The following is a 25333-nucleotide window of genomic DNA, read 5'->3' as shown; positions in this document are numbered from 1 at the left end:
GTGAGGGCGGCCCCGAAGGTGTGGGATCGGTCACGTGACCACGATCATCGACCTCCGCACCGTCGTCGTGGGCGCGGCCCCCGTGCGGCCCGCCGACGTCGTCGCCGTCGCCCGCGATTCCGCGCGCGTCGAGCTCGACCCTGCGGCCCTGCACCGCGTCGCGGCATCCCGCACGCTCGTCGACGGCCTGGCCGATGACCCCGAACCGCACTACGGCATCTCGACCGGCTTCGGCGCTCTTGCGACGACCTTCATCGCCGCCGACCGGCGCGCCCAGCTGCAGGCGAGCCTGATCCGCTCCCACGCGGCCGGCACCGGCGCCGAAGTGGAGCGCGAGGTCGTACGGGCGCTGCAGCTGCTGCGGCTGCAGACGCTCATGACCGCGCACACGGGCGTGCGACCGGTCGTCGTCGAAACCTACGCGGCGATGCTGAACGCCGGGATCACACCGATCGTCCGCGAGTACGGCTCGCTGGGCTGCTCGGGCGACCTCGCGCCGCTCTCGCACGTCGCCCTCGCAGCGATGGGCGAGGGCGACGTGCGGGATGCCTCCGGGACGCTCGTCCCGGCCGCCGCCGCGCTGGAAGCGTCCGGAATCACGCCGCTTGCCCTGCGCGAGAAGGAGGGCCTCGCGCTCATCAACGGCACCGACGGCATGCTCGGGATGCTGCTCCTCGCGCTCCACGACCTCGGTGTGCTCGTGCGCACCGCCGATGTCGCCGCGGCGATGTCGATCGAGAGCCAGCTCGGCACGGACGCCGTGTTCGCGGCCGATCTGATGGCCCTCCGTCCGCAGACCGGGCAGGCGGCGTCGGCCGCGCGGCTCAGGCAGCTCCTCGCCGGGTCGCCGATCGTCGCCTCGCACCGTGACCCAGCCGTGTGCACCCGTGTGCAGGACGCCTACTCGTTGCGCTGCACACCGCAGGTGCACGGAGCGGTGCGCGACACGATCGATCACGCCGCGATGATCGCCGGCCGCGAGCTCGCCTCCGCCGTGGACAACCCGGTGATCACCGACGACGGCCGCGTCGAGTCCAACGGCAACTTCCACGGCGCACCGGTCGCCTACGTGCTCGACTTCCTCGCGATCGCGGTCGCCGACCTCGCCTCGATCTCCGAGCGGCGCACCGACCGTGCCCTGGACCCCGCCCGCAGCCACGGCTTGCCGCCGTTCCTCGCGCACGAGGTGGGCGTGGATTCGGGCCTCATGATCGCGCAGTACGCCGCGGCCGGGATCGTGTCCGAGCTCAAGCGGCTCGCGGTTCCGGCATCCGTCGACTCGATCCCGTCCTCGGCGATGCAGGAGGACCACGTCTCGATGGGCTGGGCCGCCGCCCGCAAGCTGCGCCGAGGCGTCGACGGGCTCGCCCGGGTGCTCGCGATCGAGGTGCTTACGGGTGCCCGCGCGATCGATCTGCGCGCGCCCCTGCAGCCCGGGGCGGCGACCGGCGCCGCCCGTGATCTCGTCCGCACCGTCGTGCGCGGACCGGGTCACGACCACTTCCTCTCACCCGACATCGAAGCGGTGACCGACCTCGTGCTCTCGGGCCGGGTCGCGGACGCCGCAGAAGCCGCGGTGGCGGCATCCGGCTCTTCCCTCTCACCAGATCAGGAGCTTCGGCCGGTACAGGCCGAACAGGCCTGAATCCCTCCTGTCTCAGCCGAAGCTCCTGATCTGGAGCAGCCTCGACCTCCGAAAGGACGCGCATCATGACCACCGCATCCCCTGAAACCCGTGTGATCCGCGCCGCGCGCGGTGCCGAACGGACCGCGAAGAGCTGGGGCGCCGAGGCCGCCAAACGAATGCTCATGAACAACCTCGACCCCGAGGTCGCCGAGCATCCCGAAGACCTCGTCGTCTACGGCGGCACCGGCAAGGCCGCGCGGTCGTGGGAGGCATACGACGCGATCGTCCGCACCCTGGACGAGCTCGAGCCCGACGAGACGCTGCTCGTGCAGTCCGGCAAGCCGGTGGGCGTGTTCCGCACGCACGAGTGGGCGCCGCGCGTGCTGATCGCGAACTCCAACCTCGTCGGCGACTGGGCGACGTGGCCCGAGTTCCGCCGGCTCGAGCACCTCGGGCTCACGATGTACGGGCAGATGACGGCCGGATCGTGGATCTACATCGGTACGCAGGGCATTCTGCAGGGCACGTACGAGACCTTCGCCGCGGTGGCGCGGTCGCTCGGGCGTGAGGATCTGTCGGGAACGCTCACGCTCACCGGCGGATGCGGCGGCATGGGCGGCGCGCAGCCGCTCGCGGTGACGCTCAACGGGGGAGCGGTGCTCATCGTCGACGTCGACGAATCGCGGCTCGCGCGCCGCGTCGAGCACGGCTACCTCGACGAGTACACGACCGACCTCGACGCTGCGGTCGCGCGCGTCGTGGCCGCCCGCGCCGCCGGGCGGGCGCTGTCGGTGGGCGTGGTGGGGAACGCGGCGCTCGTGTTCCCCGAGCTGCTGCAGCGCGGCATCCCGATCGACATCGTCACCGACCAGACGAGCGCGCACGACCCGCTCGCCTATCTGCCGGTCGGCGTGTCGGTCGAGGGCTGGCGGGCCGAGGCGGAGCGCGACCCGTCAGGGTTCACCGACCGGGCCCGCGGCTCGATGGCGAAGCAGGTCGCGGCGATGGTCGGGTTCCAGGATGCCGGGGCCGCCGTGTTCGACTACGGCAACTCCATTCGCGCAGAGGCGCAGCTGGGCGGCTTCACCCGTGCGTTCGAGTTCCCCGGATTCGTGCCGGCCTACATCCGCCCGCAGTTCGCGGAGGGGCGCGGTCCGTTCCGGTGGGTGGCGCTGTCCGGCGACCCGGAGGACATCCGCAAGACGGACGAAGCGGTGAAGGCGCTCTTCCCCGAGAACGCCGCGCTCGTGCGCTGGCTCGAGAAGGCCGGCGACACCGTGCACTTCGAGGGACTGCCCGCGCGCATCTGCTGGCTCGGCTACCAGGAGCGCCACCTGGCCGGCCTGAAGTTCAACGAGATGGTCGCCTCGGGCGAGCTCGCCGGCCCCATCGTGATCGGCCGCGACCACCTCGACGCCGGCTCGGTCGCCTCGCCGTACCGCGAGACCGAGGCGATGGCCGACGGCTCGGACGCGATCGCCGACTGGCCGCTGCTGAACGCGCTGCTGAACACCGCGTCGGGCGCCTCCTGGGTCTCGATCCACCACGGCGGCGGCGTCGGCATCGGCCGTTCGATCCACGCCGGTCAGGTCACGGTCGCGGACGGCACGGCGCTGGCCGCCGAGAAGCTCGCGCGCGTGCTCGTGAACGACCCCGGCACCGGTGTCATGCGCCACGTGGATGCCGGCTACGACCGTGCCCGCGAGGTGGCGGTGGAGCGCGGCCTGAAGGTGCCGATGCTGTGAACGCCCGGGTCGAGTGTCCACGACGCGCCGTCGCGGCGGCGTGCCGTGCGGCGTGTCCTGGACAGTGGATACCGGGGGGAGAGCGATGCGCGCGACGCTGATCACGAACATCGGGGAGCTCACGACGAACGTCGCGGCACCCGGGGACGCATGCGGCACGCTGCACGACGCCGCCGTGCTGATCGAAGGCGGGCGCATCGCGTGGGTCGGCCCCGCGTCCGACGCCGCCGGCCTCGCGCTCTCAGACCGCGAAACCGCATCGGAGCGCCGAAACGGAGGGGATTTCCCCACATCTCGGCGTGGGGATGCACTCTCGCGGGCCTATGACGTCAAGATCGTGGATGCCGGGGGTCGGGCCGTGCTGCCCGGTTTCGTCGACGCGCACACCCACCTCGTATTCGGCGGCGACCGTGCCGACGAGTTCGAAGCCCGCATGGCCGGGGTGCCGTATGCCGCGGGTGGCATACGGCGGACGGTCGAGGCCACCCGCGCGGCGGGCGATGACACGCTGCGCCGGCGACTGGCGGGTTTCGTGGACGAACTCCACGCCCAGGGCACGACGACGTTCGAGGTGAAGACGGGCTACGGGCTCACCGTGGCGGACGAGGAGCGGCTGGCTCGTCTGGCGGCGGAGGTCACTTCGGAGGTCACGTTCCTCGGAGCGCACGTCGTGCCCGCCGAGTTCGCCGAGCGGCGCGACGAGTACGTCGATCTCGTGTGCGGCCGGATGCTGGACGCCTGCGCCCGGCACAGCCGATGGGTCGACGTCTTCTGCGAACGTGGCGCCTTCACCCCCGAGGAGTCCCGTCGGGTGCTGGCCGCCGGGATCGCGCGGGGTCTCCTGCCCAGGGTGCACGGCAACCAGCTGGGTCACGGGGAGGGTGTTCAGCTCGCGGTCGCGCTCGGCGCGGCATCCGTGGATCACTGCACGTACCTCAGCGACGACGACGTCACCGCGCTCGCCGGCTCCGACACGGTCGCCACCCTGCTGCCCGGCGTCGAGTTCTCGACGCGCCAGCCGTACCCGGACGCGCGCCGCCTGCTCGATGCGCGGGTGACCGTCGCTCTTGCGAGCGACTGCAATCCGGGGTCGAGCTTCACGAGCTCGATGCCGCTCATGATCGCGCTCGCCGTCCGCGAGATGGGCATGACGACCGCGGAAGCGGTGTGGGCCGCGACCGCGGGCGGCGCCCGCGCCCTGCGCCGCGACGATGTCGGGGCGATCGCGCCCGGCCTGCGCGCGGATCTGGTGGTCCTCGACGCGCCGACCCGCACGCATCTGGCCTACCGGCCCGGGGTTCCGCTCGTGCGGACGGTCTGGAAGGACGGGGTCGCGGTCACCGCGCGTTCATGACTCCCGCAGAACGCGACGTGGCCGGTCGCCCCGTCGCGTCATTCCGCGGGACGCTGTCCAAGCCGGGCCCGGAATGCGGGAGTTGTGCGCACGCGGTGCGCGGACACTCCCTCAGCGCGGGCTGTCGAACGTCCATTCCGCGGGGTCGATCGCGGCCGCGACGTCCCAGTCGTCTTCCGCCCAGGTGAACGTCGCGACCGCGCACGTCGGCATGTGCGCGATGCCGCCGCCCGACAGGCGCTCGGCGAGCACGGTCATGCCGGGGTCGTGCGCGACGATCATGGCCCGCTCCGCCCGCGTCGCGGCGGCGACGGCGAGGAGCGTCCCCGCCGGGGCGCCGTAGAGCTCCGGCACCAGGTCCACGCCGACGTCGAACTGCGCCGCGAAGGCCTCCGCGGTCGTCCGCGCGCGCAGCGCGGTGCTCGAGCGGATCACATCCGGCCGGAATCCGGTCTCGGCCAGCGCACGCGCCATCCGCGGCGCATCCCGCAGCCCTCGGTCGTTCAGCGGCCGGTCGTGATCGTCCAGGCTCGGGTCGCCCCAGTCCGATTTCGCGTGCCGCACCAGCACCAGCCGGATCACGAGCGTCCTCCCACTCCGGCCAGCAGCTCGAGGACGCACAGCGCCGCGAGCCGCACGGTACGCATGTCCGCGGCATCCGCTGTCGCATCGACCTCGACGATGTCCGCCGAGATCACCCGCGCATCGAGTGCCGCGGCGCGCACGAGCGCGCGCAGCTCCCACGCGGAAAGGCCCCCGGGCATGCTCGCGGGGCATCCCGGAGCGAAGGAGCGATCGCACACGTCGACATCGACGTCGAGATGGATGCCGCCGCCCCCGGCGCCCGCGACCTCGAGCGCTTCGGACATCACATCGGCCACACCGCGTCGACGCACCTGGTCGAGGGTGATCACGGTGATGCCGTGGTCCGCGGCACGGCGGGCGTATGCGGCGGAGTTGGCGAAGTCCGCGATGCCGATCTGCGCGATGCGGTGCGGGTCGAGGCCGTCCTCGATGAGCCGGCGCACGGGAGAGCCGTTGGAGACACCGTCGCGGAGGTCGAAGTGCGCGTCGAGCGTGATGAGCCCCCCGGCGCCGGTGCCCTGTGCGACGGCGTAGGTCGCACTGTTGTCCCCGCCGAGGGCGACGACGAGCCGAGCCCGCGCCGCAGCGGTGGCCGCGAGCGCGCGGACCGCGTCCTCTCCCTCCGGCCCGTCGGGTTCGGGCACATCGCCCGCGTCCGCGACGCGCAGTGCGCCGAGATCGATCGGACCGTCCATGAGGGCGGGACTGTAGCGGCGCAGCGCCTCGCGGACGGCGGCGGGTGTCGCGCCGGCTCCCGTCGGCGACAGCGACGTGCGCCACGCGGGCACCCCGATCAGGGCGAGGTCGACGTCGCGGTCATCGAGAGCGGGCCACGAGCCCGCGCGGGGCCAGAGGGGATCGTCATGCAGAGCCACGCTCCGACGCTACCCCCGCGGGAGCGATCCGCTCAGTTCGAGACGTACACCCACGCCGCGCGCCCGCTCCGCAGCCGCACCTGCACCCGGCGGTACAGCGCCACCTCGTACTCGTCCGCGGCGTCCAGTTCGTCCTCCGTCACCCGCAGGACCTTGCCGGTCACCTTGTCCAGCGCGTTCCCGGTCGGTCGCACGACCGGATGGACCGACAGTCCGGACAGGTCGACCACCCGCGGGTCCTCGATCTCCGTGTAGTCGACGGTGTACCCGGGCAGCGCGTCGTCCTCGACGTCGAGAAGTCGGCCGAACGTGTCGAGCTGCACGTCGGGATTCTGCAGGGTGCCATAGCTGAACAGGAGCTGATCGGGAGCTGCCACGGCATCAGGGTACTCCGCGCGACCGTCGTCGCCGAGGGGGTGTGACATTCGGTGACGCAGGGTTCACCGGCCCGAAACCGGCGGTGCCCTCAGCCGAGCAGCGCGTGCGCGATCGAGAAGATCACCAGGCCCGCGAGAGCGCCCACCACGGTGCCGTTCAGGCGGATGTACTGCAGGTCGCGACCGACCATGAGCTCGATCTTCTCGGTCGTCTCGGCGGCGTCCCACCGCTCGACCGTGTCGGTGATGATCGAGGCGATGTCGTGCCGGTAGCGGTCCACGAGGAAGACCGCGGCATCGGTGACCCAGCCGTCGACGCGGCGCTGGAGGGCGGCATCCGTCGTGAGTCTCGTGCCGATCTCGGCGAGGGCCTGGTCGATGCGCCGCCGCAGCCCGCTCCCGGGGTCGGCGAGGGAGTCCAGCAGCCCGGCCTTCGCGGTGTTCCACGCCTCGGCGGCGAGTTCGCGCACGCGCGGGCTGTCGAACAGCGTCGCTTTGGTCTCCTCCAGACGTGCCATCGTCACGGGGTCGTGCTGCAGGTTGTCCGACAGACGCGCGAGGTAGCCGTCGATCGCGATGCGGGCCGGATGCCGGGGGTCGGCCTTCACGGCCGCGACGAACTTGACGGCCTCGTTGTAGACCGTGTCATCGACCAGGCGCGAGGCGACCGAGGGGACCCACGCCGGCAGGCGGCGTGAGACGAGTCCGGAGAACGACGCCTGATTGGAGGTCAGCCAGGTGGCGATGCTGTCGATCGCGAGATCGACCGCGCCGTGGTGGGCGCCGGACTCGACGATCCGCCCGAGCCAGCCGCCGAGCGGCGGTCCCCACTCGGGATTGATCAGGTGCTTGCGGGCGAGGTCCTCGATGATGTCGCTGACGTCGTCGTCGCTCAGGGCGCGCAGGATCCCCGCCGCCATGAGCGATCCCTCCGCTCCGACCCGCTCGGCATGCACGGGGACGCTCAGCCATTCGCCGAGCTTCGCCGCGATCGCCGTCTCCTCGAGCTTCGTGCGCACGACGTCGCCACGCAGGAACTCGGTCTCGACGAACTCACCCAGGTTGCGGCCGATCTCGTCCTTGCGATTCGGGATGATCGCGGTGTGCGGGATCGGGATGCCGAGCGGATGCCGGAACAGCGCGGTCACCGCGAACCAGTCGGCGAGCGCTCCCACCATGCCGCCCTCCGCGAACGCGCGGACGTAGGCGAGCGGCGGGTACTGCTCCTGGAAGGCGAACGCGATCACGAACAGAACCGCCATGAACAGCAGTGCGCCGAGGGCGACGCCCTTCATGAGCCGCAGCCCGCGGCGACGCTCCTGATCTGCCGGACTCAGCAGCGCGGTGGGAGTGCGGGTCATCCCGCCAGCATCGCACGCCGTTCGTGGCGTACGGTCGTGCCGCTCTCAGGAAGACCGCAGCGCGTCAGGGCTGCAGCGGGCCGAGCCACGCGGCCGCGACGGTGGCGTGCGCGGATTCCGGGTCGGACGGGTGGAACTGCCCAGCCAGGACGTCTCGGTACAGCCTGCTGAGTTCGGCGGAGGAGAAGTAGGACGCGCCGCCGGCGACGAGCATCGCCTCGTCCACGACGCGCTTGGCCATCGTCACGGCACGATGCTTGACACCGGAGAGCAGCGCGAACCACTGCGCACCGTGATCGGCGCTCTCGTCGACGTCGCGGCTGATCGACGCGAGCTCGGGCGGCAGGGCGTCGTACACGAGCGCCATCTCGGCGATGCGCCAGCGGATGTCGGGATCCTGGCTGTAGGGGAGCCCGGTCTTCTTCGACGTGCGAGCGGTCGCCGTCTGCACGGCCAGCTCGAGAGCCCGACGAGCGATCCCGGTGTACACCGAGGCCAGCAGGATCTCGAAGACGCTGAAGATGCCGAACACGAGCGGATCGGGGTTCGGGCCGGGCGCGAGGCGCCGCACGATGCGGTCGGCCGGTGCGAGGGCGCCGTCCAGTCGGGTCGTCCGTGACTGCGTGCCCCGCATGCCCAAGGTGTCCCAGTCGTCCTTGACGCTCAGACGGCCGGCGGCCTCCTCGGCGCGCGGGACGAACGCGTAGACCATGCGCGGTCCGTCCGGTGACGTGGTGTCCAGTCCGTGCAGGCCGAGCTGCGTCCACACCGGGGAGAGCGAGGTGAAGATCTTCGTCCCGGTGAAGCCGTATCCGCCGTCCGGCTGGGGCACGGCATCCGTGTCGCTGCCGAAGAGCACGAGATCGTTGCCGGCTTCGCTGATGCCGAAGGCGAAGACCTCACCCGCGACCGCGCCGGTCTGGACGAACCGCAGGTCGTCGATGCCGCGGTCGGCGAGCACCTTCGCGACGCCCGTCCACACCAGGTGCATGTTGATCGCGAGCGCGGTCGCGGGGGCCGCTCCGGCGAGGCGCTGCTGCAGGAGCGATACTTCGGCCAGGCTCAGGCCCGCCCCGCCGAGCGCGCTCGGCACGAGGACAGACAGATATCCCGCCGCGCGGAGGTCGGTGAGGTCGTCGTGCGGGAACGTGTTCTCGCGATCGTGCGCGGCCGCCCGTTCCCGGATGCGGTCCAGCAGGTCGTCGGGAAGGATGCCGGCCGGGTCGAAGTCGCTCACCACACCATTCTCCCGCCGCGACCGGGTCGCGGGCCTCGGCGGCGGTACTCTCGCCGCAGGACGCCGAAGGAGCACGCCATGCCTCGCCTCACCCAGACGCTCATCCCGCCCTCGCAGCGCCAGCCGATCGAGGCGTTGAACGAGGCTCTCGATCTGAGCTACGGCGACAGAATGGGAAAGCGGACGGGCTTCCTGATCATGCTCGTGCTGGCCGCCACGATCGCGATCGCGGGCGTCCTCGCCGACTCGACAGCGACGGTGATCGGAGCCATGATCATCGCGCCGCTCGGCACCCCGATCCTCGGCATCGCGCTCGGGATCGTCACGGGGCATCTGAGTCTCGTGCTGCGCTCGATCCTGTGGGTTCTGCTCGGACTCGCGATCGTCGTCGTGCTGGGACTCGCGTTCAGCCTGTTCGTCGCGACACCGCAGAGCCTGGAGACCAACGCCCAGGTCCTCGGGCGCACGTCGCCCAGTCTGATGGACCTCGTGGCAGCGCTCGCGACCGGATTCGCCGGAGGTTTCGCGATGTGCCGCCGAGACCTCAGCGCCATCCTCCCCGGCGTCGCGATCTCGATCTCGCTCGTTCCGCCGCTGGGCGTGGTCGGCGTCACGGCGGGGCAGGGGCAGTGGGGCGACGCGCTGGGCGCCCTGGTGCTGTTCCTCTCCAATGTCATCGCGCTCGTGATCGCGGGGAGCATCGTCTTCACGATGGGCGGGTACGCGAAGGACCCGAGCTCTTCACCGGTGGCCAACCGGCGCCGGGCCTACATCGTCGTGACGATCCTCGCGCTGATCGTCGCGCTGCCGCTCGCGGCGAACTCGATCGTGACGGTCGCGCTGGCGCGATGGTCGGTCGCGATTCAGCAGACCGCGGTCGCCTGGCTCGAGCACGAAGACGGATCACGCGTGGGCGAGGTGGAGTGGACCGGCACGACCGCGACGATCGACGTGCTGACCGCGGACGGCCGGACGCCGTCGACCGATGACTTCCGGGACCTGCTCGACGCCGCGGTGCCGAGCTTCGTCGGCGTGATCGTCGACGTCGGTCAGGGCGAGGAGATCGTCGTGCGGTGACGCACGCCGATGCCTACGGGACGCGACGCGCGTCAGGCCTCGACGGCCTGCCGCAGCGCGGCGATCGTGGCCTCGGGCTTGTCGCGGTGCGGCGAGTGGCCGGCGCCGGCGACCACCGACATCGTCACGTGCGGATTGCGCAGCACCTCCTCGGCGAGCGGCCCGGTGAAGATCGAGTACACCTTCGGGTCGGACCCGATGACATGCGTCGGCACGGACAGGCGTGATGCGGCATCCCGCACGTCCCACGCCGCGTTCTGCTCGCTGGTCTGCTCGACCGCCCAGCGGCTCGCCTGCTGCGCCGACAGCGCTTTCAGCTCGACATCGTGCGGGTGCCAATGCGGGTGCTCGGCGCGCACGGCCGTTTCGGTCGGGTCTGCGAAGGACCGCTCCTGACTCGCCCGCACGATGTCGCGGTCGCGGGCCGCGAGGTGGATCGCGGGATCCACGAGCACGAGCCGCTCGGTCCACCCCTGATCGGATGCCGCCACCACGGTGGCCGCGGCGCCGCCGAGCGAGTGGGCGATCACCAGATCCCAGCCGAGACCGTGGGTGGGACGCGTGATGCGGAGGTCGGCCGCGTACGCGTCGATCGAGTAGTCCAGCGCCCGCGGCGCGGTGCCGTGCCCGCGCAGGTCGACGGCCTCGGCGAACCACCCGTCATCGGCCAGCGCGACACCGAAGCGCCACATGAGCGGCCCGTTGGATCCGAGGCCGTGCACAAGCAGCGCGCGCCGGTCGGCGGCGGGATCGCCCCAGCGGATGCGGGGCAGGGTGAGGGGAGCGGGCATGCCACCAGCCTACGATCGGGCCTCATCGGTCTCGGCACCGGCGAAGATGGAGGACATGATCTCCACGGAATCCGCGCTCGCCCTGCGTCAGGCGGGGCTCGTGTGGCACCCCCGCTCCGGCGACCGGTTCCAGCTCAACGAGCCGGAGTTCGACGCGGACGTCTTCACCGTGAGTGAGATGACAATCGAGCCGCGGGAGTATCCGACCGGGCAGATCCTGGCGTTCAACGGCACCACGGAGTGGGCGCTGGACTCCGTCGCCCTGGAGGACGCGCTGTGGCTCCCGCACGAGAGCCAGCTGCGCGAGCTGCTGCGCGGCTCCTTCCGCGCGCTCCGGCGCCTCAGTGACACGCACGAGGTGGAGATCGTGGTCGCTGGCGAGGTCTTCGTGTTCGAGCACCCCGAACCGGCGGATGCCTATGCGCTCGCCGTGCTGGAGCTTCTGCGCCGCATCGCCTGAGCGCGGTCCGTCACGTGATCGTGCCGACCGGCTCGGTGTCGGGGATCGGACTGGGGTCGCGGTGGCGCAGATCGGGGAAGGCCCGCACGCACGCGACCGAGACGATCGTGCCGACGACCGCGAACCCCGCGGCCGCCGCGTACGCGCCCTGCGGACCGACGCCGTCGATCAGGAAGCCCGCGATCGCCGAGCCGGCGGCGGCGCCGATCAGCTGGCCGGTGCCGATCCAGCCGTAGGCCTCGGCGGTCTCGCTGAACTTGACGCTCGCGCTCGTCATCGCGAACAGGACCGCGAGCGCCGGGGCGATGCCGATGCCCGCCAGGAACAGGGTGCCGCCGATCCAGAAGATGTTGAGCGAGAGCATCGTCAGGCACAGGCCCACCGCGACGATCCCGAGGCGCCGGGCCATCGCCCACCGGCCGATCGGGATGTGGCCGAACGAAAGCCCGCCCGCCAGGCTCCCGACGGAGAAGACCGCCAGCACGAGACCCGCCTCGAGACCGCCGTGGTCGAAGGTCGCGACGACGCCGGCCTCGACCGCGGAGCAGGCGCCGATCAGCAGGAAGCCGACGATCGTGGCCAGCAGCACCTGGGGCTTGGCGAGGACTTTGCCGAGGCTCCGACGGCTGCGGGGGATGCGCACGCGTCCGACTTCGGGGGAGAGGATGAACCACGCGCCGCCGCTGGCGAGGATCACGACGATGAGCAGGAGCGCCTGCACCGTGCCGACCTGGGTGGCGACGACGGTGATCACGACGGGGGCGACGATCCAGATGACCTCCTGGAGCGAGGCGTCGAACGAGAACAGTGGGGTCAGCTGGCGCGAGTTGACCATCTTCGGGTAGATCGTGCGGACCGCCGACTGCACGGGCGGCGTGGACAGGCCCGCGATGAGGCCGAGCACCATGTACACGGGGACGATGGTCTCGAGGAGCGCGATCGCGGTGATCGCGATCGCGCAGATCACGAGGGTCGTCGTCAGGACACGGCGCATTCCCCACACGCCCATCCAGCGGCTCGTGACCGGACCGGCGATCGCCTGGCCGACCGAGGTGGCGCCCAGGACGAGACCGGCCGCGCCGTACGAGCCGGTGACGTGCTCGATGTGCAGCAGCACCGCCAGGCTCGTCATGCCGTTGGGGAAGCGCGCCGTCAGCTGCGCCGCCATGATGCGCGCCACCCCCGGTGTGCGCAGAAGATCCCGGTAGCCCGCCACCGCTCCACGCTACTCGCGGTGAGGGATGCCGTGCGACACGCCGCGACACGCCCAAGCGCGCATTCCACAGGCGGATCCGATGTCGGGGGCCCGGCGTACCGTGCGGACTGTGGACAGAGGCTCCGCAGGGTCGCGAAAGCGGCGTGATTCAGGCTTTTTCCAGGTTCGCGCGAACGTCGTCGCCTGTGGATGAAACGGTGGAGAACCTGTGTTGTACATGTGGAGAGCGGTGCAAAACTACACGGATGTAACTACTACCCCTTGTGGTGCTATCCAATGTCCGTACCCATATGTAGTATTGGACTCCCGGTGGCGGCCTGCCGGATCAGACACTGAATTTTGAGGGAGAACGGATCACACATGTCGATCACCGTCTACACCAAGCCCTCCTGCGTGCAGTGCACGGCGACCTACCGTGCGCTCGACTCGAAGGGCATCGAATACGACGTCCTCGACCTCTCGCAGGACCCCGCGGCGCTCGAGCAGGTCAAGGCCCTCGGCTACCTGCAGGCGCCGGTCGTCATCACCGATGAGGACCACTGGTCGGGCTTCCGGCCCGACAAGATCGACGAGCTCGCCTCGCGCCTGGCCTGATCCGATGAGCGCGGTCGCGACGAGCGCGCCGCTGCTCGTCTTCTTCTCCAGCACCTCCGGCAACACCGCCCGCTTTATCCAGAAGCTCGGCCTGCCGGCATCCCGGATCCCGCTGCACCCGAACGAACCGCCGCTCGTGATCGACGAGCCGTTCGTTCTGGTCACCCCCACGTACGGGGGTGGCCAGGGTCGCGGCGAGGAGAAAGGGGCGGTGCCCAAGCAGGTCGTCCGTTTCCTCAACGACGAGCGCAACAGGCGACACCTCCGCGGAGTCATCTCCGCGGGGAACACGAATTTCGGCGAGTCCTTCTGTCTCGCCGGCGACATCATCAGCCGCAAGTGCGATGTGCCCCACTTGTACCGGCTCGAATTGTTCGGCACACCCGAAGACGTGGATCGCGTGAGCGACGGATTGGATCGATGGTGGCATCTGCAGTGACCGAGGGAACCTTCAAGACGGAGGCTCGCTTCGACGGCATGGATTATCACGCGCTCAACGCGATGCTGAATCTGTACGACGAGAACGGGAACATCCAGTTCGACGCCGACAAGCGCGCCGCACGCGAGTACTTCCTCCAGCACGTGAACCAGAACACGGTGTTCTTCCACTCGCTCAAGGAGCGGCTGGACTACCTGGTCGAGAAGGAGTACTACGAGCCGACCGTGCTCGCGAAGTACCCGTTCGAGTTCATCCAGCAGCTGAACGACTTCGCCTACGGCAAGAAGTTCCGCTTCGAAACGTTCCTCGGTGCGTTCAAGTACTACACGAGCTACACGCTGAAGACCTTCGACGGCAAGCGCTACCTCGAGCGCTTCGAGGACCGTGTCGTGATGACCGCCCTCGCGCTCGCCGACGGCGATGAGAAGCTCGCGACGAACCTCGTCGACGAGATCCTCTCCGGGCGCTTCCAGCCGGCCACACCGACATTCCTCAACGCGGGCAAGGCGCAGCGCGGCGAACTCGTCTCGTGCTTCCTGCTGCGCATCGAAGACAACATGGAGTCGATCTCGCGGGGCATCAACTCCTCGCTGCAGCTGTCCAAGCGCGGCGGCGGCGTCGCGCTGCTCCTGTCGAACATCCGCGAGTCGGGTGCGCCGATCAAGCAGATCGAGAACCAGTCCTCCGGCATCATCCCCGTGATGAAGCTCCTCGAAGACAGCTTCAGCTACGCCAATCAGCTGGGTGCCCGCCAGGGCGCCGGCGCGGTGTACCTCAGCGCCCACCACCCCGACATCCTGCGGTTCCTGGACACCAAGCGCGAGAACGCCGACGAGAAGATCCGCATCAAGACCCTGTCGCTGGGCGTCGTCGTGCCCGACATCACGTTCGAGCTCGCCAAGAACGGCGAGGACATGTACCTCTTCTCGCCGTACGACGTCGAGCGCGTCTACGGCGTGCCGTTCGGCGACATCTCGGTCACCGAGAAGTACCGCGAGATGGTCGACGACGCGCGCATCAAGAAGACCAAGATCAACGCACGCGAGTTCTTCCAGACCCTCGCCGAGATCCAGTTCGAGTCGGGCTACCCGTACATCATGTTCGAGGACACGGTGAACAAGGCCAACCCGATCAAGGGCCGGATCAACATGTCCAACCTGTGCTCGGAGATCCTGCAGGTCAACACTCCGACCACGTACAACGAGGACCTCTCGTACCAGGAGGTCGGCAAGGACATCTCTTGCAACCTGGGTTCGCTCAACATCGCCCTGGCGATGGACGGCGGTGATCTCGCCCGGACGGTGGACACCAGCATCCGTGCCCTCACCGCCGTGAGCGACCAGAGCCACATCGCCTCGGTGCGCTCGATCGAGAGCGGCAACGACCGATCGCACGCGATCGGTCTCGGCCAGATGAACCTGCACGGCTATCTCGCGCGCGAGCACGTCTACTACGGCTCGGAAGAGGGTGTCGATTTCACGAACATCTACTTCTACTCGGTGCTCTTCCACGCGCTCACGGCGTCGAACAAGATCGCGATCGAGCGCGGCGAGGCCTTCGACGGGTTCGCCGACTCGACGTACGCGTCGGGGGAGTTCTTCGACAAGTACATCGAGCAGGAGTGGGTGCCCGCGACCGACAAGGTCAAGGACATGTTCGCCGGTCACCACATCCCCACGCAGGACGACTGGCGAGCGCTGAAGGCGTCGATCCAGGCGCACGGCATCTACAACCAGAACCTGCAGGCCGTCCCGCCGACCGGCTCGATCTCGTACATCAACAACTCCACGAGTTCGATCCACCCGATCGCGGCGAAGATCGAGATCCGCAAGGAAGGCAAGCTCGGTCGCGTCTACTACCCGGCGGCGTTCATGACGAACGACAACCTGGAGTACTACCAGGATGCGTACGAGATCGGCTACGAGAAGGTCATCGACACGTACGCCGCGGCGACGCAGCACGTCGACCAGGGACTGTCGCTCACGCTGTTCTTCAAGGACACCGCCACCACGCGCGACATCAACAAGGCCCAGATCTACGCGTGGCGCAAGGGCATCAAGACGATCTACTACATCCGCCTCCGTCAGATGGCGCTGGAGGGCACCGACATGAGCGAGTGCGTCTCCTGCACGCTGTGACCCGCTGACCCGAATACTGCGAGAAAGACGAAGAGATGAGCGAGAAGCTCCAGCTCCTGAACCAGGTGCAGGCCATCAACTGGAACCGCATCGAGGACGAGAAGGACCTCGAGGTGTGGAACCGCCTCGTGAACAACTTCTGGCTGCCCGAGAAGGTGCCGCTGTCCAATGACATCCAGTCGTGGAACACGCTGACCCCCGACGAGCAGCTGCTCACGATGCGCGTGTTCACCGGCCTCACCCTGCTCGACACGATCCAGGGCACAGTGGGCGCGGTCTCGCTCATCCCGGACGCGATCACCCCGCACGAGGAGTCGGTCTACACGAACATCGCGTTCATGGAGTCCGTGCACGCGAAGAGCTATTCGTCGATCTTCTCGACGCTGTGCTCGACGAAGGAGATCGACGAGGCATTCCGCTGGTCGGTGGAGAACCCGAATCTGCAGAAGAAGGCGCAGATCGTCATGGACTACTACCGCGGCGACAGCCCGCTCAAGCGCAAGGTGGCCTCCACCCTGCTGGAGAGCTTCCTGTTCTACTCGGGCTTCTACCTGCCGATGCACTGGTCGTCGCGGGCGAAGCTCACCAACACCGCCGATCTCATCCGCCTGATCATCCGCGACGAGGCCGTGCACGGCTACTACATCGGATACAAGTTCCAGAAGGGTCTCGAGCGGGTCGGTCAGGCCGAGCGCGACGACCTCAAGGACTACACGTTCTCGCTCCTGTACGAGCTCTACGACAACGAGATCCAGTACACGCAGGACCTCTACGACGGCGTCGGCCTGACCGAGGACGTCAAGAAGTTCCTGCACTACAACGCGAACAAGGCCCTGATGAACCTCGGCTACGAAGCGATGTTCCCGGCGACCGTGACGAATGTGAACCCGGCGATCCTCTCGGCGCTCTCGCCGAACGCCGACGAGAACCATGACTTCTTCAGCGGCTCCGGTTCGTCGTACGTCATCGGCAAGGCCGAGGCCACCGAAGATGAGGACTGGGACTTCTAAAAGCCTGTACGACGGCGCCCTCGCACGGATCACCCGATCCGTGTGAGGGCGCCGTCGTGTCGCCGTCCATAGAATGGCCGCGTCGTCGCCGGATGCCGTACTCTCGCGGGCACCGACGTGCGATCACCACGGAAGGACGACGACGGCGATGACCGACGACAAGAACGGCCCCGGCACCCCGCCGATCACGAAGCCGCCGTACGTGGCGCCCGCGTCGCCGTCGCGAACCCCGACGGCGCCGACCGCGACAGCACCCGCCGGCGTGACCCGCACATCGCTCATCGTGATCGGGGTCGCGATCGTCGTGCTCTCCTTCGTCGCGTCGTTCCTGGGCGCCACGCTGGCGCGCTCGGGTGGGGATGCCGAATCCGCGCCCGTCGCGACCGCCGAGCCGACTGCGTCACCGACGCCGCCCGACACCGGGGCCTACGAGGAGGCACTGAAGGAGATCCTGCCCGCCGGGTCGGCGGTCCGCGCGGGTGCCGGGGTGCCGGCATCCGGGAAGGGGTACGAGGGGGAGGTGTACATCGACCTCTCCACCGCGGATGTGTATCTCTTCCGCGACGGCGACTGGGTGAAGGTCGGCAACATCCGCACGTCCGCCGCGGAGAATCTCACCGGCGAGACCGGCGCGACGGGCGAGACCGGCGCGACCGGCGAGACGGGTGCGCCGGGGGCTCCGGGCACGCAGGTGCTGCTGGGCGTCGGCGCTCCGACGGACGAGACGTGTCAGAGCGACGGCGACGTCTACATCGACACCGCGACCGTCACGTTCTACGAGTGCGCCGCCGGCGCGTGGACGCCGTCCGGCCCGGCCGCTCAGGTGCCTCAGCCGACGCCCACGACCGATTCGAACGGCTGAGCCGCCGGATCATTCGCCGCGGTGGGCCGCCAGGATCTGCTGCCAGTCCGCCGGCACCCGCTCCGCCGGACCGGGAACCGTCTGGCTCACCGGGTGGCTCTCCGGCGGGGCCAGCCGCGGACCCGAGGCCCAGTCGTCCGTCTCGTAGTCCCAGAACCAGTCCTCGCCCGGCTCGAAACTGCGCATGATCCGGTGGCCGGTCGCGCGGTAGTGCTTCGTGGCGTGGGTGCCGAGCGAATCGTCGCAGCATCCGATGTGCCCGCACCGCGCGCATCGCCGCAGGTGCACCCACCAGCTGCCGGTCTGCTCGCACTCGAGGCAGCCGGTGCCGCTCGGTGGGACGGAGGTGTCGATGAAGGACGACAGATCGGTCACGGGATCTCCCTGGTGGTCGTGTGGGCGATGCTATCGGCGGCCGGCTGCCGTCACCAACCGGTCGTCAGCACCCGATCCAGCGCGGCCACGAGCTCGTCGGCGCTGTCGCGGGTGAACACCATCGGCGGCTTGATCTTCAGGATGTTCTGATGATCACCCGTCGGCTGGGCGATCACGCCGAGCTCGCGCAGCCGTGCGCAGATCGCGGCGGTCTCCGCGGTCGCGGGCTCGCCGGATGCCCGCCGGAACTCCGGGCCGAGATAGAAGCCGGAACCGTGCACGGCCGCCAGAATCGGATGCCGCCGCCCGAGCTCCTGCAGGCGCTCCTTCAGGTAGCCGCCGACCTCGCGCGCGTTCCGCTGCAGCTCCTCGTCCCGGATGATGTCGAGCACCGTGAGTCCGACGATGCTCGAGACCGGACTGCCGCCGGCGGAAGAGAAGAAGTAGCCGCCCGTGCGGTAGCGCTCGGCGATCTCGCGCGTGGTGATCACCGCGCCGAGAGGATGCCCGCTGCCCATCGCCTTCGCGACAGCGATCACGTCGGGGACGACACCCTGCTGCTCGAAGCCCCAGAACCATTCGCCGAGCCGCCCGTATCCGACCTGCACCTCGTCGGCGATCGCGAGCCCACCGTGCGCGCGCACCGCGCGGTAGACGGCGTCCAGGTAGCCGTCGGGCAGCATCACGCCGCCGGCGTTGCCGAACACCGTCTCAGCGACGAAGGCGCCGACAGGGGTGCCTTCGGCAGCGAGCTCCTCCACACGCGCCACGGCATCGGCGGTGTACGCGCCGTCGCCGGTCGGAGCGGGAACCGTGTGCACCCAGTCGGGGCGCGTCTGCAGGGCAGCCGGGTTGTCCGCGATCGAGGTCGAGACGGCATCCGTCAGATAGGTCCAGCCGTGGTACGCCTCGCGCACGGCCAGCACGTCACGGCGCCCCGACCACGCCTGCCCGAGTCGCAACGCGAGATCGACCGCCTCCGATCCGCTGTTGACGAGGAAGACGGTGTCCAGCGGATCGGGCGCGAGGGCGGCGAGGCGCTCGGAGAACTCCACGACCGCCGGGTAGTGGAACCGGGAGTTCGTGTTGAGCAGGCGCCACTGCGCCGCGACCGCCTCCACGAGTCGCGGATGGGCGTGCCCGACCGAGGTGACGTTGTTGAGCGTGTCGAGGTAGACCCGGCCGTCGGTGTCGATGAGGTGCTCGCGCCATCCGCGCACCATGACCGGCGGATCGGCGAAGTAGTGTTCCTGCACGTCGGCGAATGATGCCTCGCGTCGGGCGAGGAGATCGTCGGCGCTCACGGGGGCCGGAGTCAGACCGGGAATGAGCGCGGACGGGTCCGCGACGACCGTGCGCCAGGCGGGGACGAGGGATGCCGGGGCGAAGCGCGGCGCGGAGACCCCGGCGCGGGTCACCTGGATCCAGATCCGGCCCGCGGTCTCGCCGATCGCCTGACCTGCCGCGACCTCGGTGTCCGCGGGAGTGATCGCGCGGCATCCGTCGATCGTCACTGCGTGGGTGTCGGTGCGCAGCTCGAGGCCGTGATCGGTCGGATGGACGGTTCCCGGCCACGGGGCGGTGAGCTGCGTCGCGTCCGGGAGCTGCAGCTCGACACCGAGCGCAACGGTCGCGGGCTCGGACGGAGCGCCCGGACGCGAGCGGGTCAGGCGCGCCTCGCCGAACCGTGCGGCGCTCGGGCCGGCGGCGAAGAGCTCGTCCTCGGCCGAATCGCTCAGCCAGCGGCCCTCGTCGAGCAGGGGACTGGTCGGTGACAGGTCGACGATCGAGACGGACGGGGAGCCCGAGAGCAGCGGGGACGACGCGGGAAGGTCGAGAGTCACCGTCTCATGTCCGGTCGCGGCACGCACGAGTGCTGTCGCCACCTCGGGCGGCACGGAGGTCGCCTGGCGCAGGATCTCACGCTCGTGCAGCAGGTTCTCGGCCGCGTACTCGTTCGTCGGATCCGTCGCGATCACGTGGTGGGCGCTGGCCACCAGGACGGCGCCGCGGACGACGACGAGCGGCCAGAGGGCGTCCGCTTCAGCGGGGCTGAGCGGGCGGACGGCGTGATAGGCGGCGATCGCGCGAGTGGCCCGGGCGAGATCCATGCCGTCGTGGTGGAGGAGCGAGGACACAGTGATCGCGAGCTCGCCGACCGTCCACGTGCGGTTCAGGTCGCCGAGGTCGATCACGCCGTCGGGGACGCGCGTGACCGGATCGCCGGCGACGACGTTGTCGTCGGTCAGGTCGCCGTGGATGAACTGCGAGGGGAGGCGGTCGGCGAGCCCGGCCACCACCTTCCATGCCGCGTCGGCGGCTCGGGACAGGCTCTCGCGCAGGTCGGCGTCCGTGACGTATTCGCGAAGCTCGGCGAGGACGCCCGGCGCTTCGCGCAGATCCCACTGGTGCGTCCGCTCAGCGGCGGGGGCCACCAGGTCTCCCAGCGCGACGTCGACCGCGGCCGCCAGTGTCCCGATCTCGCGCACGGCGGCGGGGGAGAGGTAGCCGGACAGCGTCTCACCCTCGAGGAACTCCAGGAGGCGAGCCTGCATCGTGACACCCTCCACCACGACGGGGCGGACCGTGGATCCGTCGGCGAACCGCACCGCGCGCGGCGCGCGCACGCCTGCTCGCACGATTGCGTCCGCCGCGGCGGACTGGGCTTCGAGCTCGGCCGCCGTGACACTCGGGTTCGCGATCTTCAGCAGCACCCGCGGCGCGGCGTCCGCCGGGGTGATCAGGAAGTTGCGGTCCTGATGACTGCCGAGCGCCCGCGCCGCGCCGCGCACGCCCCACAGATCGCGCGCGAGGACCGCGGCGGTTTCCTCGTCGATCTCGGGCGGTGCGGGCTGGACGAGGGCGTCCGAGGTGTCGGTCATGCGGTGCTCTCCGTCGGTCGGGATGCGACGAGGCTACCGTTCCCGCCGCAGCCGGGAATACGCCGTGCGCCGAGGCGTTCAACTTGATACGAGTTCACTCAACTACCTAGAGTTGATACGTAACGACTCATGTTTCACCAGGGAGAGAAATGCCCGAAGACTTCACCCCGCAGGATGCCGAGAACGGCGCGAGCGCGTTCGACGAGTTCCTGTCGCGCTACCTCGACGGTGAGCGCGCCCGCGCGTCCCGGTCGATCGACCTGACGCGGTTCCTCAGCGCCCGGACGCAGGAGCTCCTGCAGCAGGCGGGAGCCTTCGCCCTCGCCCGCGGGCAGCGCGAACTCGACGCCCTCCACGTGCTGCGCATCCTCGTCGACGAGTCCCCCGCGAAGGACGCCGTCCAGCGCATCGGCGCTGACCCCGCGGCGATCGTCCGTGCGGTCGAACAGCGGCTGCCGCAGGCCTCCGACCCCGCCGACGTCGACGGGGCCGTCGTGACCCCATCGGTGCAGCGGGCGCTGTTCCACGCCTTCCAGGTTGCGCGGTCCTCCGGATCGACCTACCTCGACCCCGAGCACCTCTTCTTCGCGCTCGTCCTCGGGCAGGACACCCCCGCCGGGCAGATCCTCGCGCACGCCGGCGTCACCGCGGACGCACTGCTGCAGGGTGCCCGCGAGACCGTCACCCCGGGTGCCGCCCCCTCATCCGCACCGGAGGCGGAGGATCCGGCATCCGACACGCCCATGCTGGATCGCTTCGGCACCGACCTCACATCCCGCGCTCGTGAGGGTGGGATGGACCCGGTGATCGGACGCGAGGACGAGATCGAGCAGACGATCGAGATCCTCAGCCGCCGCACGAAGAACAACCCTGTCCTCGTCGGCGAGGCCGGTGTCGGCAAGACCGCGATCGTCGAGGGGCTCGCGCAGGCGATCGTCGCCGGCGCCGTGCCTGAGCAGCTACGGGACAAGCGCGTGATCGCACTGGATCTGCCGGCGATGCTCGCGGGCACGCGCTACCGCGGCGACTTCGAAGAGCGCCTCACCAAGACGATGGACGAGGTCGCCACGCGATCCGGCGAGATCATCCTCTTCATCGACGAGGTGCACACCGTCGCCGGCGCCGGAGGTGGCGGCGAGGGGGCGATGGATGCGGGGAACATCCTCAAGCCCCGCCTCGCCCGAGGCGACCTGCACCTCGTGGGCGCTACGACGCTCAAGGAGTACCGCGTGATCGAGAAGGATCCCGCGCTGGAGCGCCGCTTCCAGCCGGTGCGCGTCGGCGAGCCGAGCCTCGAGGACGCCGTGCTGATCCTGCGCGGCCTGCGACCCGCCTATGAGGAGCACCACGGCGTGCGCTTCACCGACGACGCGCTGCGCGCCGCGGTCGAGCTCAGCGACCGCTACCTCACCGAGCGTGTGCTGCCCGACAAGGCGATCGACCTGATCGACCAGGCCGGCGCGCGACTGCGCCTGCGGCTCGGTGTGCAGGTCGACACCCAGGCGCTCGTGGCGCGGCTGGCCGAGCTCGAGGCCGACAAGAACGCGGCGGTGAGCGCGGAGAAGTACGAGGAAGCCTCGCGGATCCGCGACCAGATCACCGAGGTCCAGGCGCGTCTGCAGGAGGCCACCGCCCGCCCGTCCGCGGACGCCGTCGTCGGGGAGCCCGAGATCGCGGCGGTCATCAGCCGGGCGACCGGCATCCCGGCGGCGCGGCTGACCGAGACGGAGCGCGAGCGCCTGGCGACGCTCGAGGACGACCTCCACGCGCGCGTGATCGGGCAGGACGCGGCCGTGACCGCCGTCGCCAAGGCCGTGCGGCGCAATCGCACCGGCATGGGAGACGCGCGCCGTCCCGTCGGCTCGTTCCTGTTCCTCGGCCCGACGGGTGTCGGCAAGACCGAGCTCGCGAAGGCCCTCGCGGCGGACCTGTTCGACGATGAGACCGCCGTGATCCGGTTCGACATGAGCGAGTACGGCGAGCGGCACACCGTCTCTCGTCTGGTCGGTGCCCCTCCCGGATACGTCGGCTACGACGAGGCCGGGCAGCTGACCGAGCGCGTGCGGCGAAACCCCTACTCGATCGTCCTGTTCGACGAGATCGAGAAGGCGCACCCCGACGTGTTCAACCTGCTGCTGCAGGTGCTCGACGACGGGCGCCTGACCGATGGCCAGGGCCGGACGGTGGACTTCCGCAACACCGTGATCGTGATGACCTCCAACATCGGCAGCGAGTTCCTCGCGTCGCGCTCCGGCGCGATCGGCTTCATCGCCGACGGCGGGGGAGCGACCGGGTTCGGCAGTGAGGACGACCTGCGCGTCCGCGTGATGGGTCGGCTCCGCGAAGCGATGCGGCCCGAGTTCCTGAACCGGATCGACGAGATCGTGCTCTTCCGCAAGCTCGAGAAGACGCAGCTGCGCGAGATCGTCCGGCTCATGCTGGGCGCGACGACGCGGCGCCTGAACGCCCGCGAGGTCTCGATCGAGGTGACGGATGCCGCCGTGGACTGGCTGGCCGAGCACGGGTACGAGCCCGAGTACGGCGCGCGGCCGCTGCGCCGGCTGATCCAGCGCGAGCTCGACGACCGGATCGCCGACCTGTTCGTGAGCGGTTCGCTGACCGACGGCGGGGCCGTGACGGTCGATGCGGTCGACGATGCGCTCGCCGTGCGCTCGGCGGGTGTCCTCGCGACGGCGGCCTGACCCCGGCTGCCCGGGTTCGGGGCGCAGAACGACCTGTGGGGCGCGATTCTCGCGCCCCACAGGTCGTTTTCGCGCCCCGAACCCGCATGAGCGTGTCGTCGCAGGGCTCGGTGGGCGGCATCCGTCGGCACCGGCAGGACTGGGCGACGGATCGTGTCCACCGAGCGTCAGACCCGTTCACTCGGTGGGCGATATCGGCCGCGCGAGCAACGGTCGAGCGACGGATGCCGTCCACCGAGCGCGGCGCGCGGCCGGTCCGGCCCCTTCGGCGGAGGGCGCGCCGCTCCCGGCACGTGCACGATGTCGCGGCACGTCTCCTGCCACGTGCCGCGAGCCCTGCCACGTGCCAGGAGTCGGGGCGCCTGGCCTCAGGGTCTGGGTGCGGGGGCGGGCTCGCGCAGCGAGCGGGCGAGCACGGTCGCTCCGGCCACGGCGGCGGGCATCGTCGCCACGGCGCCGAGCGGGATCAGGAAGCACAGCTGCGTCGCGACGCCGAAGCCCAGCACCCGGGCGCGTCGGCCGCGGAGCAGGGCGCTCCGGGCAGCGCGGTCGAGGCCGCGGGCTTCGAGGGCGCGCGAGGACAGCTCGTCGGCGATCAGCCACCCGGTGAGGGCGACGCCGGTGACGGTGGCGAGCACGCCACCCACCGCGGGGATCAGTCCGATGAGGGCGGCGAGCAGCGCGACCGCCATGCCGCGGACGAACAGCCACAGCGCGTCCGCGACCGAACGCCAGAATCCGGTGCCGCGGTCGATGTCGTCGGGCCCCAGGTCGCGCTCGACCGCTCGCCAGATGCGCTCGTAGAACGGGTCGCCCACGACGAGGGTCAGGGCGGTGAACGAGATCGCCACGAGTACGAGCGCGGCGCCGATCATCGCCGTGCCGATCGCGGCGCGCACGACGGTCGCCCACAGTCCCGGCCAGCCATCGGCGAACGGAGTGATCGCGACCGTGATCCCCGGGAGCGTCGCGGCGAGCGCGACGACGCCCGCGAGGAGAAGGATGCCGACGATCGCGGCCGGCACGAGGCCGAGTGCCATCATCCCGGGCCGGCGGCGCCAGAAGGCGAACCCGCGACCGAGCAGGGCCATGCCCGCGAAAAACTCACGCACCGGCTCAGCCTAGGCTGGAAGCCTCGCCACCCGAACGAGGAGCACCGTGTTCCGGACCCCGCTGAACCTCTTCCGCGTCCTCGCGATCGCCGAGGCGATCTCGTGGACTCTGCTGATCGCGGGGCTGATCCTGCGCGCCGTGGGCGATGTCGCCCTCGCGGTGACGATCGGCGGCGGCATCCACGGGTTCGTCTTCCTGTCCTACGGAGCGACGGCCGTCCTGGTCGCGAAGAATCAGCGCTGGGGCGCGTGGCCGACGATCGTCGCGATCGCGAGCGCGGTGATCCCGTACGCCACGATCCCCACCGAACTCTGGTTGCACCGCACCGGCCGGCTGCAGGGTGACTGGCGACTCGAGGAGACCGATGACCCGCGCGACACGCGCTGGCACGACCGGCTCATGCGTGCACTGCTGCGCCGCCCGTGGGTTTTGGCGGTGCTGATCGCCGCGGCCGTCGTCGTGCTCTTCACGGTGCTGCTGATCCTCGGTCCGCCCGGCGGCCGCGAGTAGCGC

Annotated in this window: 22 protein-coding genes; 12 read left to right on the top strand and 10 right to left on the bottom strand. The window is 70.1% G+C overall.

All coding sequences use genetic code 11. The features are described from left to right. The first annotated feature begins 34 nt into the window (after nt 1–34). The 3 genes from hutH to hutI all read left to right on the top strand — a co-directional run bounded on the left by hutH (nt 35) and on the right by hutI (nt 4726). On the top strand, nt 35–1645 hold the full coding sequence (hutH, locus tag ABD197_RS11775; RefSeq protein ID WP_425561015.1) for a histidine ammonia-lyase: 1611 nt from the start codon (nt 35–37) through the stop codon (nt 1643–1645). 65 nt (nt 1646–1710) lie between these two features. Further along, nucleotides 1711–3372 carry a urocanate hydratase gene (gene hutU, locus ABD197_RS11770; RefSeq protein ID WP_344054737.1) on the top strand — a complete coding sequence of 554 codons (1662 nt, stop codon included), beginning with the start codon at nt 1711–1713 and terminating at the stop codon, nt 3370–3372. Between the two features lie 85 nt (nt 3373–3457). Continuing rightward, nucleotides 3458–4726 carry an imidazolonepropionase gene (hutI, locus tag ABD197_RS11765; RefSeq protein WP_344054735.1) on the top strand — a complete coding sequence of 423 codons (1269 nt, stop codon included), beginning with the start codon at nt 3458–3460 and terminating at the stop codon, nt 4724–4726. A 111-nt stretch (nt 4727–4837) separates the two neighbouring features. Here the strand turns inward: hutI and ABD197_RS11760 are convergent, their stop codons facing one another. From ABD197_RS11760 to ABD197_RS11740, 5 genes are all read right to left on the bottom strand, one after another. Continuing rightward, nucleotides 4838–5308, bottom strand: a complete 471-nt coding sequence (locus tag ABD197_RS11760; protein ID WP_344054733.1) for a SixA phosphatase family protein — start codon at nt 5306–5308, stop codon at nt 4838–4840. Next, a complete protein-coding gene (locus ABD197_RS11755) occupies nt 5305–6180 on the bottom strand; it encodes an arginase family protein (RefSeq protein WP_344055851.1) in 876 nt (291 codons plus the stop codon). Before ABD197_RS11755 ends, ABD197_RS11760 begins: the two co-directional genes overlap by 4 nt. A gap of 38 nt (nt 6181–6218) precedes the next feature. Continuing rightward, the gene (locus ABD197_RS11750; protein WP_344054731.1) at nt 6219–6563 is read right to left on the bottom strand and encodes a gamma-glutamylcyclotransferase family protein; all 345 of its coding nucleotides are present in this window, start codon (nt 6561–6563) and stop codon (nt 6219–6221) included. A gap of 89 nt (nt 6564–6652) precedes the next feature. After that, nucleotides 6653–7924, bottom strand: a complete 1272-nt coding sequence (locus ABD197_RS11745; RefSeq protein ID WP_344054729.1) for a DUF445 domain-containing protein — start codon at nt 7922–7924, stop codon at nt 6653–6655. Between the two features lie 64 nt (nt 7925–7988). Then, nucleotides 7989–9161, bottom strand: a complete 1173-nt coding sequence (locus ABD197_RS11740) for an acyl-CoA dehydrogenase family protein (protein ID WP_344054728.1) — start codon at nt 9159–9161, stop codon at nt 7989–7991. 78 nt (nt 9162–9239) lie between these two features. Between ABD197_RS11740 and ABD197_RS11735 the strand changes: the two genes are divergently transcribed. Next, entirely contained in the window at nt 9240–10238 is a 999-nt protein-coding gene (locus ABD197_RS11735; RefSeq protein ID WP_344054725.1) for a TIGR00341 family protein, read from the top strand. Nucleotides 10239–10270: 32 nt separating this feature from the next. Here ABD197_RS11735 and ABD197_RS11730 read toward each other — a convergent pair whose 3' ends face one another. Continuing rightward, nucleotides 10271–11029: an alpha/beta fold hydrolase gene (locus tag ABD197_RS11730; RefSeq protein WP_344054724.1), complete on the bottom strand. Its 759-nt coding sequence runs from the start codon at nt 11027–11029 to the stop codon at nt 10271–10273. Between the two features lie 55 nt (nt 11030–11084). Between ABD197_RS11730 and ABD197_RS11725 the strand changes: the two genes are divergently transcribed. Next, complete coding sequence (locus tag ABD197_RS11725) at nt 11085–11489, top strand: pilus assembly protein CpaE (protein ID WP_344054722.1); 405 nt, start codon at nt 11085–11087, stop codon at nt 11487–11489. Between the two features lie 10 nt (nt 11490–11499). On the opposite strand, the gene ABD197_RS11720 is transcribed toward ABD197_RS11725, so the two are convergent. After that, nucleotides 11500–12705 carry an MFS transporter gene (locus ABD197_RS11720; protein WP_344054720.1) on the bottom strand — a complete coding sequence of 402 codons (1206 nt, stop codon included), beginning with the start codon at nt 12703–12705 and terminating at the stop codon, nt 11500–11502. A gap of 360 nt (nt 12706–13065) precedes the next feature. Between ABD197_RS11720 and nrdH the strand changes: the two genes are divergently transcribed. The 5 genes from nrdH to ABD197_RS11695 all read left to right on the top strand — a co-directional run bounded on the left by nrdH (nt 13066) and on the right by ABD197_RS11695 (nt 17748). Continuing rightward, nucleotides 13066–13299: a glutaredoxin-like protein NrdH gene (gene nrdH / locus ABD197_RS11715; protein ID WP_344054718.1), complete on the top strand. Its 234-nt coding sequence runs from the start codon at nt 13066–13068 to the stop codon at nt 13297–13299. Nucleotides 13300–13303: 4 nt separating this feature from the next. Further along, the gene (gene nrdI / locus ABD197_RS11710) at nt 13304–13738 is read left to right on the top strand and encodes a class Ib ribonucleoside-diphosphate reductase assembly flavoprotein NrdI (RefSeq protein WP_344054716.1); all 435 of its coding nucleotides are present in this window, start codon (nt 13304–13306) and stop codon (nt 13736–13738) included. Further along, nucleotides 13720–15876, top strand: coding sequence for a class 1b ribonucleoside-diphosphate reductase subunit alpha (gene nrdE / locus ABD197_RS11705; protein WP_344054714.1), 2157 nt, complete (start codon nt 13720–13722; stop codon nt 15874–15876). The genes nrdI and nrdE overlap by 19 nt, the downstream gene beginning before the upstream one ends. A 35-nt stretch (nt 15877–15911) precedes the next feature. Continuing rightward, on the top strand, nt 15912–16886 hold the full coding sequence (nrdF, locus tag ABD197_RS11700; protein ID WP_344054711.1) for a class 1b ribonucleoside-diphosphate reductase subunit beta: 975 nt from the start codon (nt 15912–15914) through the stop codon (nt 16884–16886). A 148-nt stretch (nt 16887–17034) separates the two neighbouring features. After that, nucleotides 17035–17748, top strand: coding sequence for a hypothetical protein (locus tag ABD197_RS11695; protein WP_344054709.1), 714 nt, complete (start codon nt 17035–17037; stop codon nt 17746–17748). A 9-nt stretch (nt 17749–17757) separates the two neighbouring features. On the opposite strand, the gene ABD197_RS11690 is transcribed toward ABD197_RS11695, so the two are convergent. Both ABD197_RS11690 and ABD197_RS11685 read right to left on the bottom strand, forming a co-directional pair. After that, nucleotides 17758–18114: a UBP-type zinc finger domain-containing protein gene (locus ABD197_RS11690; RefSeq protein ID WP_344055850.1), complete on the bottom strand. Its 357-nt coding sequence runs from the start codon at nt 18112–18114 to the stop codon at nt 17758–17760. Nucleotides 18115–18173: 59 nt separating this feature from the next. After that, nucleotides 18174–21005: an aminotransferase gene (locus tag ABD197_RS11685; RefSeq protein ID WP_344054707.1), complete on the bottom strand. Its 2832-nt coding sequence runs from the start codon at nt 21003–21005 to the stop codon at nt 18174–18176. Nucleotides 21006–21154: 149 nt separating this feature from the next. Here ABD197_RS11685 and ABD197_RS11680 point away from each other — a divergent pair, with 149 nt between their 5' ends. Then, nucleotides 21155–23707, top strand: a complete 2553-nt coding sequence (locus ABD197_RS11680; RefSeq protein WP_344054705.1) for an ATP-dependent Clp protease ATP-binding subunit — start codon at nt 21155–21157, stop codon at nt 23705–23707. 368 nt (nt 23708–24075) lie between these two features. On the opposite strand, the gene ABD197_RS11675 is transcribed toward ABD197_RS11680, so the two are convergent. Next, entirely contained in the window at nt 24076–24819 is a 744-nt protein-coding gene (locus ABD197_RS11675) for an EI24 domain-containing protein (RefSeq protein ID WP_344054703.1), read from the bottom strand. 46 nt (nt 24820–24865) lie between these two features. Here ABD197_RS11675 and ABD197_RS11670 point away from each other — a divergent pair, with 46 nt between their 5' ends. Continuing rightward, complete coding sequence (locus ABD197_RS11670) at nt 24866–25330, top strand: DUF3817 domain-containing protein (protein ID WP_344054701.1); 465 nt, start codon at nt 24866–24868, stop codon at nt 25328–25330. Nucleotides 25331–25333: the final 3 nt, after the last annotated feature.

The organism is Microbacterium lacus (assembly GCF_039531105.1).
GTDB classification, from domain to species: domain Bacteria; phylum Actinomycetota; class Actinomycetes; order Actinomycetales; family Microbacteriaceae; genus Microbacterium; species Microbacterium lacus.
Note: the sequence above shows the minus strand (reverse complement) of the source record. Positions and strands in the feature narration are given on the sequence as shown.

What these genes read in the sequence shown, in the direction of transcription:
- hutU (WP_344054737.1), top strand. Translation starts at nt 1,711, where the DNA reads ATGACCACCGCATCCCCTGAAACCCGTGTGATCCGCGCCGCGCGCGGT.
- hutI (WP_344054735.1), top strand. Translation starts at nt 3,458, where the DNA reads ATGCGCGCGACGCTGATCACGAACATCGGGGAGCTCACGACGAACGTC.
- ABD197_RS11745 (WP_344054729.1), bottom strand. Translation starts at nt 7,924, where the DNA reads ATGACCCGCACTCCCACCGCGCTGCTGAGTCCGGCAGATCAGGAGCGT.
- ABD197_RS11735 (WP_344054725.1), top strand. Translation starts at nt 9,240, where the DNA reads ATGCCTCGCCTCACCCAGACGCTCATCCCGCCCTCGCAGCGCCAGCCG.
- ABD197_RS11730 (WP_344054724.1), bottom strand. Translation starts at nt 11,029, where the DNA reads ATGCCCGCTCCCCTCACCCTGCCCCGCATCCGCTGGGGCGATCCCGCC.
- ABD197_RS11725 (WP_344054722.1), top strand. Translation starts at nt 11,085, where the DNA reads ATGATCTCCACGGAATCCGCGCTCGCCCTGCGTCAGGCGGGGCTCGTG.
- nrdH (WP_344054718.1), top strand. Translation starts at nt 13,066, where the DNA reads ATGTCGATCACCGTCTACACCAAGCCCTCCTGCGTGCAGTGCACGGCG.
- nrdI (WP_344054716.1), top strand. Translation starts at nt 13,304, where the DNA reads ATGAGCGCGGTCGCGACGAGCGCGCCGCTGCTCGTCTTCTTCTCCAGC.
- nrdE (WP_344054714.1), top strand. Translation starts at nt 13,720, where the DNA reads ATGGTGGCATCTGCAGTGACCGAGGGAACCTTCAAGACGGAGGCTCGC.
- nrdF (WP_344054711.1), top strand. Translation starts at nt 15,912, where the DNA reads ATGAGCGAGAAGCTCCAGCTCCTGAACCAGGTGCAGGCCATCAACTGG.
- ABD197_RS11695 (WP_344054709.1), top strand. Translation starts at nt 17,035, where the DNA reads ATGACCGACGACAAGAACGGCCCCGGCACCCCGCCGATCACGAAGCCG.
- ABD197_RS11685 (WP_344054707.1), bottom strand. Translation starts at nt 21,005, where the DNA reads ATGACCGACACCTCGGACGCCCTCGTCCAGCCCGCACCGCCCGAGATC.
- ABD197_RS11680 (WP_344054705.1), top strand. Translation starts at nt 21,155, where the DNA reads ATGCCCGAAGACTTCACCCCGCAGGATGCCGAGAACGGCGCGAGCGCG.